Origin of the sequence: uncultured Neptuniibacter sp., assembly GCF_947498015.1 — a bacterium.
GTDB lineage: Bacteria > Pseudomonadota > Gammaproteobacteria > Pseudomonadales > Balneatricaceae > Neptuniibacter.
The window spans coordinates 199,804-217,434 of sequence record NZ_CANMIR010000001.1 but is presented as its reverse complement, the minus strand read 5'-3'; the positions used below and the strand labels follow the sequence as shown (position 1 = coordinate 217,434).

Below are 17,631 nucleotides of genomic sequence, written 5' to 3'. Positions count from 1 at the left end.
GAATTACCCTCTAAAGGTTTGGTTTCGAATGAGAGTGGGGGCGTCTGTAATGCCCCTGTTAAGCAGTAATTCAAGCTCAAAGATTAAGCCCTTATTCAGTTTTGGTTTTTATTGTTCTTCTGATAGTTCCCCCCCCTACGATTGTCTGTTGCGGAAGGGGATTCCGATTGCTAATCTCGAAGCAATTATTGATAGAAGGCCTGTGAAAATGTCAGAACAAACTAGGTCTGAACTTCTGGGTGAGATCTCGAAGTTACGGACTGAACTTGCCTCTGCTAACCAGACCAAGGATGAAAGAACCGCTGAACTATTTAATAGTGAAGAGCGGTTTGCTCTGGCAATGCGAAGTGCCAATGATGGCTTATGGGATTGGGACCTAACAACGGATCAGGTTTATTATTCCCCCCGCTGGAAAACAATGCTCGGGTTTGACGAGCAGGAGTTAGATCATAAGCTCGATACCTGGGCTACTCTCGTCCACCCTGATGACAGGGATAGAGTCCTGAAAACCGTAGAGGAATACCTCTCAGGTCAAACGGATGCGTTTGAAGTTGAGATGCGGATGAAGCACAAGGGTGGACACTACCTATTTATCCGTTCGCGTGCATTCCTAGTCAGAAGTGATCTCACTGATCAACCTCAGCGTCTGATCGGTACCCATGTAGATGTAACCGATCGGAAAAAGTCAGAGATTTTTGACAGGCAGCATACAAAAATTCTCGAGATGATTGCCAAAGGTGATCCTGCCTCAGATATCTACGACCAGATAGCGTTGCTTTATGAAGAGCGTCATCCAGGTCTGAGGTGCTCGCTCCTTGAACTGGACGGAAATACCTTGCTGCATGGGGGCGCGCCCAGCTTACCTAAAGCTTATTGTAATGCGGTCCACGGCCTTAAGAACGGTCCGAACATTGGTTCTTGTGGTACCTCCACTTATACGGGCAAGCGTGTTCTGGTTGAAAATATTGAAACGGACCCTAAGTGGAAAGATCTCAAGGACGTAGCGATGCCTCATGGTATGCGCTGCTGCTGGTCTGAACCGATTAAAAACTCCTCAGGCAAGGTTCTGGGAGCTTTTGGTATGTACTATAACCATCCCGCGCTACCAAATGACGATGAATCCACTGATCTGACTTCTGCAGCCCGATTGGCGGGTATCATCATGGAGCGGGAGCATAACCTGAGACGGATAAAAGAGCTGGCTTATAAGGATGAACTCACTGAGCTGTCCAGCCGTGCGGAATTTTACCTGATAGTTGAAAGGCTGATTAAGGAATCTACCCGGAGTAAAAAACGATTCAGCCTGCTCTATATCGATCTGGATAATTTTAAGAATGTAAATGATAGTTTAGGGCATGACGCAGGCGACATGCTTCTCAAAGAGTGTGCTACCCGTCTGAAGAAAACTTGTCGTGATGTTGACTATATTGCCCGCCTTAGTGGTGATGAGTTTTGTATTCTCGTCTCTCATGTTGAGAATGAATCCAGTGTTGAGAAAGTCGCTTCACGCTGTCAGATGCTGATCTCTGCTCCTGTTGAGATAGAGGGGCGCAAGCTGGTTCCCTCCTGTAGTATCGGTATTGCGCAATACCCGGAGAATGGAACAAATCTGCAAGCGCTTTTGAAAGCCGCTGATACCGCGTTGTATGAGGCTAAAGATCAGGGGAAAAACCGTTATGCTTTCTATCATGAAGAGCTGACAAACCGAGCAGAGTACCGCTTTAAGGTTGAGCAGTATCTGAGAGAGGCGGTTGAAAAACAGCAATTAACGCTTGTTTATCAACCCCAAGTGGAGATGGCCTCAGGCCGCATCGTGGGAGTGGAAGCGCTTTCACGTTGGTATCACCCTGAATTAGGTCAGGTTTCACCTGTAGAGTTTATCGATACTGCTGAAAGGATCGGCATCATTCCTCAGCTTACAGAGTGGGTTTTGATCACTGCGTGTAATCAGTTAGCCCGCTGGACAAAAAACGTATCGAATCCGATCCGTATTGCTGTAAACATCTCCCCCTCGCATTTTTTAGATGAAGCATTTGTCCCACTGGTCTCCAGGGTCCTGAAAAAAACCGGCATCTCTCCCAGTCAGTTGGAGCTGGAGGTGACCGAGAGTGTTGTGCAAACGAGTCAGCATAACCTCATGACTTTTGAAAAATTGAAAGGTCTGGGCGTAACACTGGCGATCGATGATTTTGGCACCGGCTACTCATCCTTCGCTTCCTTAAAACACCTTAACAGTGACGTTTTAAAGATCGATAAGCACTTTATCGACGATATCACTACTGACCACAAAACTCGGCTTCTGGTCAGCTCGATGATTGAGATGGGGCATAATCTGGGTCATCAGATTATTGCGGAAGGGATTGAAACAGAGGAGCAGTTGTCCCTGCTCAAAGGGTTGGAGTGTGATATTGCCCAAGGGTATCTGTTCTGCAAACCTCTTCCGGATGTAGAGGTCGGTGGTGTCCTGAATCAGCAATTTAAAATCTAACTCTCTTTGGAGAGTTCCTTGCCATCTCTCTTCATCTAGAAGTGCGAGCGATTACATCAGTGACTCAGCCATCTACCTGCAGGCAGATGGCTGATGGATAAAGGCACTAATGGATCCAATCAGACTTTAAATTTGTTCAGCTCGTTATCCTGCTTCCTAATCAGATCAACCATCCTAAGGCAGTTATCTTCCTGCTCTTTCGCACCATTGGATACAGACTGGCTCAGATCCCTGATATTGGAAGTATTACGGTTGATCTCCTCAGATGTCGCGCTCTGCTGCTCTGCTGCAGTCGCAATCTGAACAGTCATCTGGTTGATCTCCTGAATATTACTTCGGATGTTATGCAGTACCGTATCCGCTTCAGCCGCAATGGATTGTGTTTGAATGGCACGATTTCGGCTATCAGAAATCTTGTTCTCCGCTTTTTTAACACCCGATTGGAGCTGTTGGATCATCTGTTTGATCTCTTCAGTGGACTGCTGAGTACGCGAAGCCAGAGCCCTGACTTCATCAGCAACGACTGCGAACCCCCGACCCATATCGCCGGCTCTTGCCGCTTCAATGGCAGCATTCAGAGCCAACAGGTTAGTTTGATCAGCTATGTCGGTGATCACTGTGAGGATCGATTCAATATTGTTACTAAAGCCGGCTAGTTCGCCGATGGTGGAGACGATATGTTCCATATCATCTGTCAGCTCGCTGATGGACTCAGTGGTTTTCGCAACGGCTAACACTCCGTCACCTGCCGCATTATCTGCCTGGGTTGCTGAATCTGCAGCATGTTGAGCATTGGTGGCGACATCCTGCGCAGTGGCTGACATCTCATGCATTGCGGTTGCAAGCTGATCCAGTTCATATAGCTGCTTGGCTAACGCCTCTGCGGAGGCCGCGGCTGAAGTTGATGTGTGTGTGCTGTTGTTACGGACATCACGCGTGATCTGCTTCACCTGCGAAATCAGGTTGTGCAGGTATTCAATGAACTGATTGAAATCATTTGACACCTGGCCAAACTCATCTTTACCGCTGATTACCAGGCGCTTAGTCAGGTCTCCGTCACCGCTATTTATCTCCAGTAAAGAGTGTCGTAACGCTTCCAGTGGCAGCAACTGTCGGGAAACTGTGAGGTAGAGGGCGGCACTGCATACCAGGGCACAGATCAGTGTGGCTATCAAAGCGGTTACGCCGAACTGATTTGCTTCAGCCATGACCAGACTTTTATCCAGAACGACACCGATCATCCATTGGCTTCCCTGAAGATCTGTAAGCGGGTTGAATGCGACAAAAACGGATTCCCCCTCAACACTGATTTCGGTGAGTTCTGGATTCAGCTCAGGTTGTCTACCATCGAATAACTCTGTCAGAGGTTGACCGTTAACCTCTGCATTCGGGTGGCTGATAATATTCCCATTTGCGTTCAGCAAGAAGGCATAACCGGTATTGTGAAAGTTCAGTGTATTCAACGCTTCCGAGATCGTTTTAAGGCTTAGATCACCACCGAATGCACCTCTGAATTCGCGTTGATCATAGAGGTTCGCAACTGCTGAAATCAGAATTTCACCTGAGGCCGCATCTGGATAGGGGTCGGTTAAGACCGCTTGCTGGTTTTGTTTTGCGTAGGGGTACCAGGGGCGCTTTCGGGCATCCCAATCGGTTGGATTCCAATTTGGATCATTAGTGATCTTTTGGCCGTCAGTGTCGAGTCCGCCAAAGATCAGAAGAAACTCTCTTTCAAGCAGAGGGTTATCAAAGGTAGTCTGGATTGTTTCTGCTGAGAAATCGGCATTGATACTCTCAGCCATCATATCGATCAGCTTTAGTTTTGCATTAAGCCAGTTTGTAATCTGGTGGCCTAAAACGGCAGTGGTTTCCTGAGTACTTTGTTCGGTTTGTTGGTAGAGGGCATTCTTAACTGTGTTGTACTGAATCCAGGAGTAAACGGTAAAGATAAGAACAACGATCGTGGACGCCAGAAGGGCGACCTTATGGGAGACTTTCATGCAAGCAACCTCAAAAAAATAGGTATCTGTCCCGATGCTGGGACTGATGGTTCTGTCATTATTTTTATTATTGATCTGATACTTTAGTATAAGGTCTTGGTGTGGGCGTACTATGACAAAACTGTTGCAAAGATGAAACTCTTTTTTATGAATATCTGTTCAAAATTTTGATAAGGCGATGGGGATAAACCTCTTAAAAAAGGAAGTAGATTTAACGCTGTATTTTCAGCCTGAATGCTTCCTGACAACGGTTGATAAACCGTTTATGGGTAGGAGTAATGGCTAAATTGCCGGGTGATGATGACTTTGATCAGTGATTTTAATCTTGGAAGGTAGGCCTTTAGCTACAGCAAAATAGGTATGTAGGTTATTCATCGTTTACGATTTGGCTTTTAGCTCCACAGGCTCGGCATCGAATTCCATCTTTCACGGGAAAGAGAGGGAAGTCTAACCCCAAAAATATCAAAAAGGCGATCCGTTTCCCAAACTGGAAATGTTCGGTGTTATTACTACCGCAGACAGGGCACGGTGTGCTGTCCCATCCCTCCTGTGCAACTAAGTCGGATTCCAGATTTTCCGACAAAAGCTCTCTGGCCTGATTCAGGTACGGTGTAGGAACCTGGAGCCTGACACCACCTAGTGCGTCAGAATAGAGCCACTGCATATTGATCGTGTGCTGATCAGCGATATAGGCGGGTATCCCCGCCGAATCGAGTTTTGACCAGGCGATCTGGGCCTCATAAGGGAAGGAGTAGCTTGCAACGGTGACCAACATAATATTCCGTACTAATCTGAAAAAACTACCGTTCGGTTGCCGTTGAGAAAGATCCGTTTCTCAATATGATATTTCACTGCACGGGAGAGGGTAACACGTTCAATATCTCGCCCTTTTGCGATCAGGTCTTCAGGGTAATAGGTGTGATCCACCGCTTCAATTCCCTGCGCGATAATCGGCCCCTCATCCAGATCATCATTGATATAGTGGGCCGTAGCACCGACTGTTTTAACCCCTTTTTCATAGGCTTGATGATAGGGCTTTGCTCCCTTAAATCCTGGCAATAGCGAGTGGTGAATATTGATCGCCCAGCCCTGCAGTTTTTTACACAGTTCTGGAGAGAGGACCTGCATGTAGCGGGCCAACACGACCAACTCACTACTGGTTTCCTGAATCAGTTGCCAGAGTTGAGCTTCCTGCTCAGCCTTTGTTTCAGCGGAGACCGGAAGATGGTGATAGGGAATGCCGTACCAATCGGCGAGGGATTTCAGGTCTGGGTGATTGGAGACAATCGCAGGAATCTCCATATTCAGTTGACCGATTCGATATTTATACAAAAGGTCATTCAGGCAGTGATCAAATTTGGATACCAGAATCAGTACCTTGGGTTTGTGCTGATCCAGAGTCATCTCCCACTGCATATCAAATTTCTCAGCACGGAGTGCAAATTGCAGACGGAATTTTTCTTCATCAAAGCCCTCCGCCGTACGAAAGCGGGCGCGAATAAAAAAACGTTGGCTGTGCGTATCATCAAAAGAGTGTAGCTCTTCGATGTAGTGTTGATTGTGATAGAGATAACCAGTTACAGCATCGACTGTTCCTAGTTGGCTTGGGCACTGGGCGGTAATAATCCAGTTGGTGGCAGGCATAACGACACTCCTCAAAGAAACCCTCTGTAAGTGTAGTCTGAAACCTGAAACCTGAAACGGGTGGGGCGGCTAAGAAGAAGTTAGCCGCCTGACATCGGTACGTCTTTATTTTGTACAGCAGGGCTCTGCAATGATCTCAATCTGATCCTCTTTCACCGCATGGAAGAAGCAGTTTGAGCGTTCGGTATGGCAAGCGGGGCCCTGTTGGTTAACCAGACAGAGAAGGGTGTCGCCATCGCAGTCGATACGCATCTCGACGAGTTTCTGCACATGGCCAGAACTTTCACCTTTGCGCCAATAGGCCTGACGGGAGCGAGACCAGTAGCAGACCTGACCCGTTTTTAGAGTCTCCTCAATTGAAGCACGGTTCATCCAGGCCATCATTAATACTTCACCTGTATCGTTTTGCTGCGCGATCGCCGGGATCAGTCCATCTTCATTAAACCGCAGATTATCAAGCGCCGCTGACAGATCGGTTTGTGTACCTTTATCAGCTGATTCCAAATCGTAGTAAAAGTTGTTTTTCATGGCAGTCTTTCTGTTGAATATTAAATCTGCGGGCATCATATCACAGGGGCGTTTGAATCTTAGGGTAAAAAGATTGAATCATTAGGGGCTTTATAACTCAAACTGTTCATAGATTAGAAAATGAAATAATCCCGCAGGCCTGCCCTCCGATAGGCCACAGAGGTGGCACAATGATTTCACGCAGCAGTATTCTGGCGTTTCTGGCCGCATTTCTTCTAACGTTACTCGGTGTTCGTTACTGTTCGGTATTTGCTGTGGCTGGAAATGGGTTTGATCTTAGTAATACATCGGTTCCTGCTGAAGAGATCCACCCGGGAGGTCCACCGCGTGATGGGATCTCATCGATCGATAACCCTAAGTTCATCAGTGCTGATAAGGCGGGTGGGCTCTCAGATGGGGAGCAGGTTCTCAGTTTGACCCTCAACGGTGTCACCCGGGCATACCCAATCTCTATTTTGAACTGGCACGAACTGGTTAATGATGAGATTGCGGGCCAGCCTGTAGTGATCAGCTTCTGCCCTCTGTGTGGAACCGGGATGGCGTTTTCCTCAGAGGTTAAAGGGAAGCGCTTGGAGTTTGGTGTCTCCGGGCTTCTCTATAACAGTGATGTGCTCCTCTATGATCGCACTACCGACTCATTATGGTCACAGATTAAATCGGAAGCGGTCAGTGGGCCGTTGATAGGGGAGAAGCTTGAGCTATTGCCACTGATTCAGATGACCTGGAGTAGCTGGAAGGCGAGATACCCAGAGGGGGAGGTATTAAGCCGTGATACGGGTTATCTGCGTAATTACAACAGCAACCCATATGGCCGTTACGATGAAAGCCCCGTCATCTATTTTCCTGTAGAGTTTCTCAGTCGTGCTTACCATCCCAAAGAGCGCGTATTAGGTATTGAGGTCGAAGGTAAATATAAAGCTTACCCCTTCGCTGAGCTGTCAAAATATGGAGGCTCAGAGCTGAAGGATCATTTCAATGGGAACGACCTGTTGATCCGCTTTGATACATCCTCACGTACCGGTGAGGTGATTGATGAGAAAACGGGGCGTACAAAGCCTGCTGTTAATGCTTTCTGGTTCGCCTGGTATACCTTTCATCCTCAGACTGAGGTCTTCACCTCGCCTTGAAAAGTTAAGTAAAAGCGTTTGATCATCCCAGATTAAGGTCGATAGACTATGATGTGAGATCTCTTTGCTGACAGACATAATCACGTTCAATGACTAAACCGAATACAGAACTACCCTTTATGATTGCCGGACCTATCATCCGGCGGTTACAGCCTGATGCCCTCGTCTTATGGATGGTGACTCGGGAACCATTGGAAGCACGGTTGAGCCTTTATAGGGAGGATCAACTGTTAGCAGAGGTGGATTGTGCGCCTTACCTTCATAGCGTGAAGGTTGGCAGCTCCGCTTATATTCATCTGCTCAATTATCGTCCTGAATCTTCCCTGCCTGAAAACTGCTGGCTCTCTTATGACTTACATTGCCAGGTTGAGGGGGAGGAGCAGAACCTTAAAACACTGCTGCCACACCTGCTTTATAACGATGAGGAACGTCCGGGTTTTGTGCTGAAAACCCAGATCGATCAGGTGTTACATGGCTCCTGCAGGAAACCTCATTACCCCTCGGAAGATGCTTTGTTAAGGGTCGATGAGGTTTTAGCCGAATCCGCTTCAGAGCTATCAGAGCGCCCAGCATTATTGATGATGTCAGGTGATCAGATCTATGCAGATGATGTTGCCGGACCGATGCTGTCAGCGATCCACCAGACTATCGATCTTCTGGGGCTTGCCCCCGAGCTGATCGCCGGAGCAACGGTACCCAACAGTGCCCAGCTCTATCAGAGTGCCCACTGCTATTATGAGCGTGAAGAGTTACTTCCTCATACTAAGGCAAACCAGGCGTTGCAGGACCGATTTTTCGGCGGGGCAAGAAAGCCGATCTTTACGGCGGATACTGCGCACAATCATCTGATCACACTCTCTGAAGTGTTGGCGATGTATTTTCTGGTCTGGTCGCCCCAGTTGTGGAATAGGATTCATCTCTCCATCAATGATGTCGCGGAGAAGTACGCAGACCGCTATCTGGAGGAGCAGAGAGAGATCGAGGGGTTTGCTAAAAACCTTGGACAAGTTCAGAGGGCTCTAGCGCATATTCCGGTCTATATGATCTTTGATGATCATGATGTTACCGATGACTGGAACCTGACGCGAGGTTGGGAAGAAGCGGCCTATAGTCATCCGTTCTCGCGCAGCATTATCGGAAACGCATTGATCGGCTATTGGCTCTGTCAGGGCTGGGGGAATGCACCCGAGTATTTCCCGCAAGAGTGGGCAGGGATGTTAGAGCACTCCAACGACCCCACTCAGGATGAACAGCGCAACGAATTGATAGATCAGGTGCTGGATTTTGAACAGTGGAGCTACAGCCTCCCAACGACACCAAAGCTGGTGGTGTTAGATACCCGAACTAAGCGCTGGTGGTCTGAAAGCAGTCAGGCAAAACCTTCAGGCTTAATGGACTGGGAAGCCCTTTCTGAACTACAGCAGGACCTGATGGGGGAGGAGTCCGTACTTCTGGTTTCTCCAGCACCTATGTTTGGTATGAAGCTGGTAGAAACGGTGCAACGGATCTTTACCTATGCGGGGCATGCGCTGACTGTCGATGCAGAGAACTGGATGGCGCATGCTGGCTCAGCCAATGTGCTCCTGAATATATTCCGTCATCCCAAAACGCCGCAGAACTTTGTGATTCTCTCCGGTGATGTGCACTACTCATTTACTTACGATATCAAGATACGTTTTCGCAAGAATAGCCCGGATATCTGGCAGATCACCTGCAGTGGTTTGAAAAACGAGTTTCCCCACCGCTTGCTACGGTTGTTTGATCGTCTCAATCGTTGGCTCTATGGTAGCCGTTCACCGCTAAACTGGTTTACCAAGCGCCGCCGTATGCAGATCCGTTCCCGTATTCCGGAAGGGATGCCGGATCAAAGAGTCCTCAACAGCAGCGGTGTCGGGCATGTCAGGTTGAACCAGCTAGGGGAGCCGGTGGAGATTACAGTACTGAAAGCGGGAGGAGGGCAGGTAGCTTTTCCTCCACGAAAGGGAGAGCTTTCGTAGTTTGTTATGCTGTGGATCAATTTCGATAGCTGAGTGAGCTGGACTTCTGGGTCACTCAGCTAAATCGAGCCGTTATTGATTTAGCTGTGCTACCACAGCTGAAGCGACAGCCTCCCCTAATATCCAGTGCTGTGCTTCATCCAGATGGATCCCGTCAACCGAGCTGGCAGCGGTAACATCGCCGGCATTAAAGAAGAGTACAGATTGCTCTTTGGCGAGCTGTTCTAGTGCATCAGCTAAACCATGGCTTCTCTCTGAAGCACCTTCAAATTTTGCGGCAATGGCACCTTTAGGTTTAAGGATTGGGGGTGGGGCGATCAGCATAATAGTGGGTGTGGGCATGCCGGGTTCTATGGGAGCCTGACGAATGGTTTGAATCAATTTAGACATTCCCTGAACTGACATCCATACACTGTTGTTGTGAGTGGATTGGAAATCGTTTGAGCCCAACATCAGTATCACCAGTTTTAAAGGAGAGTGCATCTCGATCACCTGGGCCAGCCCAGCCGAACCATCCCGTCCCTCTTTGAATGGATCACTCCATGCAGTACGACGGCCGTTTAGACAGTTTTCAATCACGCGATAGTCCTTGCCTGATTGCTGAAGGCAGTTTTCAAAGACCCCAGGCCAACGTTTATCGAAGGTCAGGCGTTGGCGTGTATCAGGGATGATCCCCCAGGTCAGGCTGTCAGAGTAGATAAGAATCTGTTCCATCTTTTACTCCTTACTGGATAGTCTCTTTTACCGGTTAATGATAACCCCGTACCTTTCGGAGGTACTAGTATCAGGGAGTCAATGTAATGGAATCATCAGCGCGACTATCAACATTAAAATATCCAGCCCCAATCCCACCCAACGGATGCTGGTATTATTTTTAGTCGCAGCAAAGGGGAAGGAATCGATGTAGGTTGTTTCTCCCCGACAGAAGTTACGGATATCAAAGGCAGCAAAAAAACCGAGGGTGCCTGCTGCGAAGAGATCCCAGTTGAACAGTGCTGTTTGTCGGTAATCCAGAATCAGGGCGATCGCGACCAGTACCAGCGTACTGATAAGCAGATAGTTGGCTACCTGTTTGGCAGCAGCGTTTTTTCCACTGGATACATGATATGCCCAGTGAAAGTGTTTACCTGAGGATGTGAGCGGTGGGAGTGCATGATTATTTGCATCATCGATTTTGAGCCCCAGTTCATACGCTTTTTTACGCTCCTCGATCTCTATCGCGTTGAGATTCGCTGCAGAAGCGCAGCGCTCACAGTAATTGAGTCGAGTATCATTGGTGTGAGTGCAAACGCTACACGCCCAGGAGTAGGTTGAACGCATCGTTTAGCCTTCCATAGCTGATTTTGATTTTATAAGTCTGACCTTATTTATATAAAGGCTCCAGATTATCTAGGAAGATCATGGTGTTGAGCTTCCACTCGTTATGCGGTTTGTAGAAATCGATCTGCCAGTAGATAGCGTGGTTCTCAAATTTATGCAGGTAGTAATAACGTAGAAAAGAGTTGCCGATACGTTTCGACTTAATGAACTCTTTAGCAATAGCAGCGCCAAAACGCTGATCGACAATGGGCCACTGCTGTTGGATCTTGTTCGCCAGTCCATCAACCTCTACATCGGGGATAGGCCAATAGGGTTTTGCCCCGTTCAGTCCACCCTGAAAATCTTTGCGAATGAAATGATCCATCAACGAATCTGCAAATTTTCGTGTTTCAGCCTCGGTTTTAAACCCTGCTGAATAGGCAGGGCTGGTCAGTATTATTGCAGTGAGTAAAACAATAAGTTTACGCATATCGGTCCCTCGTTATGTTGAAAAATTGCGATATCAGGAAGGTTATCAGCGACTCCTGATAGGTTTTTGACTGGTGTAATACAGCCACCACTTCCGTAATGGGTTCAGGCCATATTTCGGGGAGGGTAGTCTCTCCCTCCACAAGAATGGGAAATGCCAGCTAATTATCTCGCTTGATGCCAGATATTTATCCTGTGGCGCGTGCATCTAATATCCTTATCTATGCGGTCATTGGTGTATTCAATTTGACTTACTGATCTGAACTAAGTGGCTTCACCAAGTCGTAATTTATCAGTGTTACCCCATGGCGGTACAGCTCATTCTTTCTCACAATCGTAAACCCGCGTTGTACGAAAAAGGGAAGTGCGGTCAGAGAAGCCTGGACACTAAGCTGGTCGATTCCCTGTCGGTTCGCGACATTCAGAATATAGGTGTAGAGTTTGGAAGCGATCCCCTGTCGCTGGAAATCTGGGTGGGTATAGAAGCAATCGATAAAACCATCGGCTTCGAGTTCGATGAACCCGACAATCTGCCCATCAACCATCGCAACGTAAGGCTGCTGTCCCTCCAGGCGATCTTTCCAGACCGTATAATCCGGTGGACTGGGCGCCCAGGCTTCCTGTTGCTCCAGGCTATAAATCGCCGGGTCGATGGCGTGTACGGAGGCATGAAACAGGTCTGCTATCTCATTAGCCTGATCGGGTAGGTAGGGTTGGATTTCCATGCTTAAAAGCTGTTCTCATCTATCGAGATTAAATAGGGGGACCATGATAGTAATGCCATAGAAAAAGGGCCCCGACACTACGCCAGGGGGCCCAATGCTCTACCATATCGCGTGCCTGCTTGGGGGTGGGCTTCTCTGTCAGCCCCTTCAGCCTACCGAGTGCGACTTGAATGGCCAGATCATCAGCAGGAAAAATATCCTGACGTCCGAGGGAAAACATCAGATAGATCTCGGCACTCCAGCGACCAAATCCACGCAGAGTCGTAATGGCCTCGATCGCTGTTTTGTCATCAAGCTGCTCTAATCGTTCAATATCAAACTGACCGCAATCAACCGCTTTAGCCAGACCTTTGGCGTATTCAACTTTTCGCCATGACAAACCCGCATCACGTAAAGCCTGGTCACTTACACTCAGTACCCCCTGAGCCGACACGTCGGGCAGCACATCGATAACGCGTTGTTGAATGGTGGCAGCTATCCGGGTAGAGATCTGCTGACTGACGATCGCTGACAAAAAGGTTTCAAACCCTTTAGGTCGGTGACGCACCGGAGGTGGACCGAACTGCTCAAACACTCGTTTGATATCTTGATCGGCCAGAGCAAGGGCTGCCATACCCTGATCGATCGTTTGTAAATCCAAAATATTACCTCCTGCGCTTCCATAGTCGGCCATCAATCGCGGATAAGCCTAGCGCGATCAGCAGCATTCCCACAAAATGCTCTGTCTCCAGCGATTCGTTGAGGAACAGTGCGCCGAGCAGTATTGCAGAGATTGGAACCAGTAGCGTGACCAGTAAAAGGTTGGTAGCACCTGATGATTCTAAAATCTTAAAGTAGAGCACATAAGCGATTGCGGTAGAGAAAATCGCAAGCCCAATGATCGCGCCCCATGTCCCTGGACCAGGTCCTGCAATATCCAGCGGGCCCTCTGCTAAAAGGGTAATGGGTAAGAGCACTATAGCAGACGCCGTAACCTGGCCGGCGGCAGTTAAGATCGGGTTGATCTCCATTGCCTTGAACCGGCGTCCGTAGACACCCGCAAATGCATAGGAGATTGTGGCGATAAGAATTGCGATTTGCGCAAGTAGACTACCACTACCTTGTAGTGTCGGTAGGCCGATCATGATGACGACACCGATAAATCCGATCGCTACCCCCGCCACTTTTAGAGGTGTAGCACGTTCATCCGGGAGCAGTATACCGGCTACAATCACTGTGAAAATGGGGGTTGCTGCGTTAAGAATGGATGCAAGACCTGACGCGATTTGCGTTTGTCCCCATACAATCAATGCAAATGGGATAACATTATTAAGTATCCCCATACCGAACAATGCTCCCCAGATACCAGGGCTTGTGGGTGGACGTAATCCCATTGCAAAGGCAATGCACCATAAAGTAATGGCAGCGAGTCCAACCCTGAGGGTTACGATTGTGAGCGGTGGAAGATCAGCAACGGCGATACCTACAAAGAAAAATGACCCACCCCAGAGGAGTGACAATATAATTAGCATCACCCAGTCACGAGTAGCCATTGAGATGTTGATTGAATCGGTCATTGAATACCATGTCTGTACTGATGAATGTGCCACCCAGTTTAGTGGAGGCCGTCGATGCAAAACATCCGAATATTGCGCCTCTTTCGTACTTGTCTGGCCAGTGAATAGCGCATATTCCTATTGATTACTCTGTGTTGAAATGAGTTAGCAATAATCAGATGGAATCTGCGCTCGAATTGAGTTTGTATAAAGTAGGTAAAGTTCTGAATAAGGGATAGATGATGCCAATGCCAATGCCAATGCCAATGCCAATGCCTTCCGAGAGTGAGATGCGAAATGCGGTAGCCACAAAAGATAGCTCGTGTGATGGGCAGTTCTACTTTGGCGTGATTACAACGGGGGTCTTCTGCAAACCATCCTGTACGTCACGTCCCGCGAAACCGGAAAATATCAGGTTCTTTCCTAATGCTGAAACAGCTATTAAAGCAGGGTTCAGGCCCTGCAAGCGGTGTCGGTCTGACGAAGAATTACCTCCGCGGATGGTTTGTATGATTGAGATTGCCCGCCACATTGAAGCGAATGCTGATGAACGGCTTACCCTTAAGGATTTGGCGAACATGGCGGGATTGTCTCCCTCTCGATTTCAGCGGGTATTTAAAGATCTGTTGGGTATCTCCCCCAAAGCTTATCAGGATGCGGTGCGTATGCGTGCATTCAAACAGTCACTGAAAGCCGGTGCTGGTGTTACGGATGCGATCTTCTCATCGGGGTTTGGTTCCATCAGCCGTGTATATGGCGAAGCAGGTCGTAATATGGGGATGGCACCCAAAATATACCGAGCGGGAGGTGCTGGCGAGAATATTACCTACGCCTGCCGCAATACTGCGTTGGGATTGGTGCTGATGGCTGCTACAGAGAAAGGGGTCTGTTGTGTGCAATTTGGTGAGGATGAAGCGTCATTGATCCTTCAATTGAGGGAGGAGTTCCCTAAGGCTAATCTATGTGTCTCACCAGCACAGGAAGCAGCAGAGCTTAATGCCTGGATAGATGCACTGAATCAGCATATCAGTGAGGGGGCCCCAAGGCCTGATCTGCCACTGGATATACGTGGAACGGCTTTTCAGATGAAAGTATGGCAGTTTCTGTTGAGCATTCGTGAAGGGGAGGTGCTTAGTTACGGAGATCTGGCCAAAAAAATAGAGAAGCCCAAAGCGGTTCGGGCTGTTGCTTCTGCGTGCGCTAAAAATCGTATTGGCCTCTTAATCCCATGTCATCGGGTATTACGGGGTGATGGTGGGCTCGGAGGTTATCGTTGGGGGCTAGAGCGTAAGCGGGCGCTACTGGATACAGAGAAAGAGCGACAAAGCAGTTGTAGCGAACTAACAGATAGGTAGCCTTGAACAATAGTTTCTTCGCTGTCTTCCGGAACTTATCAGTACCATTGAAATTAAGTCGCTCTTAGCTGTCAGTCCCAAATTTCTGATAAAAGCAGCCAGTTATGGCTGCTTTTCGTTCTTATTAGGAGGATGCCCCTTCTGTTACTATTTACCGTTTTAGATCAAAGCGGTCTGCGTCCATCACCTTGCACCAGGCAGCGACAAAATCTCTGACGAACCTTTCACGGTTATCATCCTGAGCATAAAACTCAGCATAGGCGCGTAGAATAGAGTTGGAGCCAAATACAAGATCTACGCGTGTTGCGGTCCATCTGACCTCACCGCTTCTGCGATCACAGATCTCATAGAGATTACGCCCCACGGGATTCCACTGATAGCTCATATCGGTCAGATTGATAAAGAAATCATTACTCAATGCGCCTGGGTTATCGGTCAGAACACCGTGCTTACTGCCTCCGTAATTGGTATCTAATACCCGCATACCTCCGATCAATACCGTCATTTCAGGGGCTGTGAGCCCCATAAGCTGGGTGCGATCCAGTAGCATCTCTTCAGGGGAAACGCTGTAATGCTTTTTCTGCCAGTTGCGATAGCCATCGTGTAAGGGTTCCAAAGGCTCAAAGGATTCCGCATCTGTCATCTCGTCAGTAGCATCACCCCGACCAGGCGAGAAGGGCACCTCAATATCGATGCCAGCGGCGCTGGCAGCCAGCTCCACCGCGGCTGATCCTCCCAGTACGATCAGATCGGCCAGGCTCACCGGTTTTAAGAAATTGGACTGTATCGTTTCCAGTTCTCTAAGTACTTTTTGTAACCGTTCAGGTTCATTACCCACCCACTCTTTCTGGGGCGCCAGCCGAATGCGAGCACCGTTAGCACCGCCACGGTAATCTGAGCCTCTGAATGTACGAGCACTGTCCCAGGCGGTGGATATCAACTCTGAGATGCTGAGACCGCTGGCCAGAATCTGTTTCTTCAGATCTGTGATCTCTTCATGGGTAAGTGTGTGCTTCATGGTTGGAATTGGATCTTGCCAGATCAGTTCTTCAGTCGGCACATCAGCACCCAGATAGCGGCTTTTAGGGCCCATGTCACGGTGAGTGAGCTTAAACCAGGCTCGTGCAAATACCTCAGAGAAATAATCTGGATCGTTGTAAAAACGCTCAGAGATACGGCGGTACTCCGGATCGATTTTCATCGCCATATCGGCATCGGTCATAATCGGGTTATGGCGCAGAGCAGGGTCTTCGACATCACTCGGTTTATCCTCCTCACGGATGTTGACGGGCTCCCATTGCCATGCACCTGCGGGGCTTTTTTGGAGTTCCCACTCATGCTCCAGTAACATTTTGAAATAACCGTTATCCCACTGAGTTGGGTGTGTGGTCCAGGCACCTTCAATACCACTGGTGAGCGAGTGTCGGCCCAGCCCCTGAGACATTTTGTTGTTCCACCCCAGTCCCTGCTCTTCAAGCTCGGCGGCTTCAGGTTCTCGGCCGATATGCTCAGTATTGCCGTTTCCGTGCGCCTTGCCTACGGTGTGGCCTCCTGCAGTCAAAGCCACCGTCTCCTCGTCGTTCATCGCCATCCGAGCAAAGGTTATACGTATATCTTGAGCTGTTTTTAGCGGATCGGGCTTGCCATCAACGCCTTCTGGATTAACGTAGATCAAGCCCATCATGACGGCGGCTAATGGATTTTCCAGATCCCGTTCACCGGAGTATCGACTGTTTGAGCTATCAGAGGGGGCGAGCCACTCTTTTTCACTTCCCCAGTAGGTGTCTTTCTCCGGGTGCCATATATCGGCTCGGCCTCCTGCAAAGCCGAAGGTTTTTAAGCCCATGGATTCATAAGCCATGTTGCCGGCCAGAACAATCAGGTCGGCCCAGGAGAGTTTATTCCCATACTTTTTCTTGATAGGCCAAAGCAGGCGACGGGCTTTATCCAGATTGGCATTATCAGGCCAACTGTTAAGCGGAGCAAAACGCTGACTCCCGGTTCCGGCACCTCCGCGACCATCCGCAACACGGTAAGTCCCTGCAGCATGCCAGGCCATACGTATCATCAGGCCACCGTAATGGCCCCAGTCTGCAGGCCACCATGATTGACTCTGGGTCATAAGGGCTTTGAGGTCGTTTTTAACGCTTTGCAGATCCAGTTTTTTGAATGCTTCGTTATAGTCAAACTCTCCGTCGAGAGGATTACTCTTGTTGTCATGCTGGTGAAGAATGTCGAGATTCAGAGCGTTAGGCCACCAGCTTAGGCTGTTACTTTCCTGAGTTGAATTGCTGCCACCATGCATGAAGGGGCATTGCCCGGAAGGGTTGTTATTATTCTGGCTCATCTCTAGTGCCTCCGTTTCTCATCTTGAGTATTGCTGTTGCAATCGGTTTGAATGAATCCCATCTGTGACGAGATCACTGAGTCAGAGGGGATACTCT

Annotated in this window: 15 protein-coding genes; 4 read left to right on the top strand and 11 right to left on the bottom strand. The window is 48.6% G+C overall.

Translation table 11 applies throughout. The annotated features are described in order from the left end of the window. Positions 1 to 208: 208 nt before the first annotated feature. Complete coding sequence (locus Q0882_RS01120) at positions 209 to 2,488, top strand: GGDEF domain-containing phosphodiesterase (protein ID WP_299176844.1); 2,280 nt, start codon at positions 209 to 211, stop codon at positions 2,486 to 2,488. A gap of 119 nt (positions 2,489 to 2,607) precedes the next feature. Here the strand turns inward: Q0882_RS01120 and Q0882_RS01115 are convergent, their stop codons facing one another. The 4 genes from Q0882_RS01115 to hisI all read right to left on the bottom strand — a co-directional run bounded on the left by Q0882_RS01115 (position 2,608) and on the right by hisI (position 6,660). Next, positions 2,608 to 4,488, bottom strand: a complete 1,881-nt coding sequence (locus tag Q0882_RS01115) for a methyl-accepting chemotaxis protein (RefSeq protein ID WP_299176841.1) — start codon at positions 4,486 to 4,488, stop codon at positions 2,608 to 2,610. A 367-nt stretch (positions 4,489 to 4,855) separates the two neighbouring features. Continuing rightward, the gene (locus tag Q0882_RS01110) at positions 4,856 to 5,263 is read right to left on the bottom strand and encodes a DUF2007 domain-containing protein (protein WP_299176838.1); all 408 of its coding nucleotides are present in this window, start codon (positions 5,261 to 5,263) and stop codon (positions 4,856 to 4,858) included. An 11-nt stretch (positions 5,264 to 5,274) separates the two neighbouring features. Then, positions 5,275 to 6,132, bottom strand: a complete 858-nt coding sequence (gene purU, locus Q0882_RS01105) for a formyltetrahydrofolate deformylase (RefSeq protein WP_299176835.1) — start codon at positions 6,130 to 6,132, stop codon at positions 5,275 to 5,277. A gap of 105 nt (positions 6,133 to 6,237) precedes the next feature. Continuing rightward, entirely contained in the window at positions 6,238 to 6,660 is a 423-nt protein-coding gene (gene hisI / locus Q0882_RS01100; protein WP_299176832.1) for a phosphoribosyl-AMP cyclohydrolase, read from the bottom strand. Positions 6,661 to 6,830: 170 nt separating this feature from the next. Here hisI and Q0882_RS01095 point away from each other — a divergent pair, with 170 nt between their 5' ends. Then, complete coding sequence (locus Q0882_RS01095; RefSeq protein WP_299176829.1) at positions 6,831 to 7,787, top strand: DUF3179 domain-containing protein; 957 nt, start codon at positions 6,831 to 6,833, stop codon at positions 7,785 to 7,787. Between the two features lie 89 nt (positions 7,788 to 7,876). Continuing rightward, positions 7,877 to 9,784, top strand: a complete 1,908-nt coding sequence (locus Q0882_RS01090) for an alkaline phosphatase D family protein (RefSeq protein ID WP_299176828.1) — start codon at positions 7,877 to 7,879, stop codon at positions 9,782 to 9,784. Positions 9,785 to 9,856: 72 nt separating this feature from the next. On the opposite strand, the gene Q0882_RS01085 is transcribed toward Q0882_RS01090, so the two are convergent. From Q0882_RS01085 to Q0882_RS01060, 6 genes are all read right to left on the bottom strand, one after another. Then, positions 9,857 to 10,498 carry an SGNH/GDSL hydrolase family protein gene (locus tag Q0882_RS01085; protein ID WP_299176826.1) on the bottom strand — a complete coding sequence of 214 codons (642 nt, stop codon included), beginning with the start codon at positions 10,496 to 10,498 and terminating at the stop codon, positions 9,857 to 9,859. A 78-nt stretch (positions 10,499 to 10,576) separates the two neighbouring features. Then, positions 10,577 to 11,104: a zinc finger Ran-binding domain-containing protein gene (locus tag Q0882_RS01080; protein ID WP_299176823.1), complete on the bottom strand. Its 528-nt coding sequence runs from the start codon at positions 11,102 to 11,104 to the stop codon at positions 10,577 to 10,579. A 43-nt stretch (positions 11,105 to 11,147) separates the two neighbouring features. Continuing rightward, positions 11,148 to 11,573, bottom strand: coding sequence for a hypothetical protein (locus Q0882_RS01075; protein ID WP_299176821.1), 426 nt, complete (start codon positions 11,571 to 11,573; stop codon positions 11,148 to 11,150). Between the two features lie 250 nt (positions 11,574 to 11,823). After that, entirely contained in the window at positions 11,824 to 12,297 is a 474-nt protein-coding gene (locus tag Q0882_RS01070) for a GNAT family N-acetyltransferase (RefSeq protein WP_299176819.1), read from the bottom strand. A 28-nt stretch (positions 12,298 to 12,325) separates the two neighbouring features. Continuing rightward, positions 12,326 to 12,937, bottom strand: a complete 612-nt coding sequence (locus Q0882_RS01065) for a DNA-3-methyladenine glycosylase 2 family protein (protein WP_299176816.1) — start codon at positions 12,935 to 12,937, stop codon at positions 12,326 to 12,328. 4 nt (positions 12,938 to 12,941) lie between these two features. After that, positions 12,942 to 13,853: an EamA family transporter gene (locus Q0882_RS01060; protein ID WP_299176813.1), complete on the bottom strand. Its 912-nt coding sequence runs from the start codon at positions 13,851 to 13,853 to the stop codon at positions 12,942 to 12,944. A gap of 218 nt (positions 13,854 to 14,071) precedes the next feature. Between Q0882_RS01060 and ada the strand changes: the two genes are divergently transcribed. Beyond that, positions 14,072 to 15,187, top strand: a complete 1,116-nt coding sequence (gene ada / locus Q0882_RS01055) for a bifunctional DNA-binding transcriptional regulator/O6-methylguanine-DNA methyltransferase Ada (protein ID WP_299176811.1) — start codon at positions 14,072 to 14,074, stop codon at positions 15,185 to 15,187. A gap of 151 nt (positions 15,188 to 15,338) precedes the next feature. On the opposite strand, the gene katG is transcribed toward ada, so the two are convergent. Beyond that, positions 15,339 to 17,534, bottom strand: a complete 2,196-nt coding sequence (gene katG / locus Q0882_RS01050; RefSeq protein WP_299176808.1) for a catalase/peroxidase HPI — start codon at positions 17,532 to 17,534, stop codon at positions 15,339 to 15,341. Positions 17,535 to 17,631 lie beyond the last annotated feature (97 nt).

Bases quoted from the DNA above. Each gene is read 5' to 3' on its own strand.
- purU (WP_299176835.1), bottom strand. From the start codon at position 6,132: ATGCCTGCCACCAACTGGATTATTACCGCCCAGTGCCCAAGCCAACTA.
- Q0882_RS01095 (WP_299176829.1), top strand. From the start codon at position 6,831: ATGATTTCACGCAGCAGTATTCTGGCGTTTCTGGCCGCATTTCTTCTA.
- Q0882_RS01110 (WP_299176838.1), bottom strand. From the start codon at position 5,263: ATGTTGGTCACCGTTGCAAGCTACTCCTTCCCTTATGAGGCCCAGATC.
- Q0882_RS01120 (WP_299176844.1), top strand. From the start codon at position 209: ATGTCAGAACAAACTAGGTCTGAACTTCTGGGTGAGATCTCGAAGTTA.
- Q0882_RS01080 (WP_299176823.1), bottom strand. From the start codon at position 11,104: ATGCGTTCAACCTACTCCTGGGCGTGTAGCGTTTGCACTCACACCAAT.
- hisI (WP_299176832.1), bottom strand. From the start codon at position 6,660: ATGAAAAACAACTTTTACTACGATTTGGAATCAGCTGATAAAGGTACA.
- Q0882_RS01090 (WP_299176828.1), top strand. From the start codon at position 7,877: ATGACTAAACCGAATACAGAACTACCCTTTATGATTGCCGGACCTATC.
- Q0882_RS01070 (WP_299176819.1), bottom strand. From the start codon at position 12,297: ATGGAAATCCAACCCTACCTACCCGATCAGGCTAATGAGATAGCAGAC.
- Q0882_RS01115 (WP_299176841.1), bottom strand. From the start codon at position 4,488: ATGAAAGTCTCCCATAAGGTCGCCCTTCTGGCGTCCACGATCGTTGTT.
- Q0882_RS01085 (WP_299176826.1), bottom strand. From the start codon at position 10,498: ATGGAACAGATTCTTATCTACTCTGACAGCCTGACCTGGGGGATCATC.
- Q0882_RS01060 (WP_299176813.1), bottom strand. From the start codon at position 13,853: ATGACCGATTCAATCAACATCTCAATGGCTACTCGTGACTGGGTGATG.
- ada (WP_299176811.1), top strand. From the start codon at position 14,072: ATGATGCCAATGCCAATGCCAATGCCAATGCCAATGCCTTCCGAGAGT.
- katG (WP_299176808.1), bottom strand. From the start codon at position 17,534: ATGAGCCAGAATAATAACAACCCTTCCGGGCAATGCCCCTTCATGCAT.
- Q0882_RS01075 (WP_299176821.1), bottom strand. From the start codon at position 11,573: ATGCGTAAACTTATTGTTTTACTCACTGCAATAATACTGACCAGCCCT.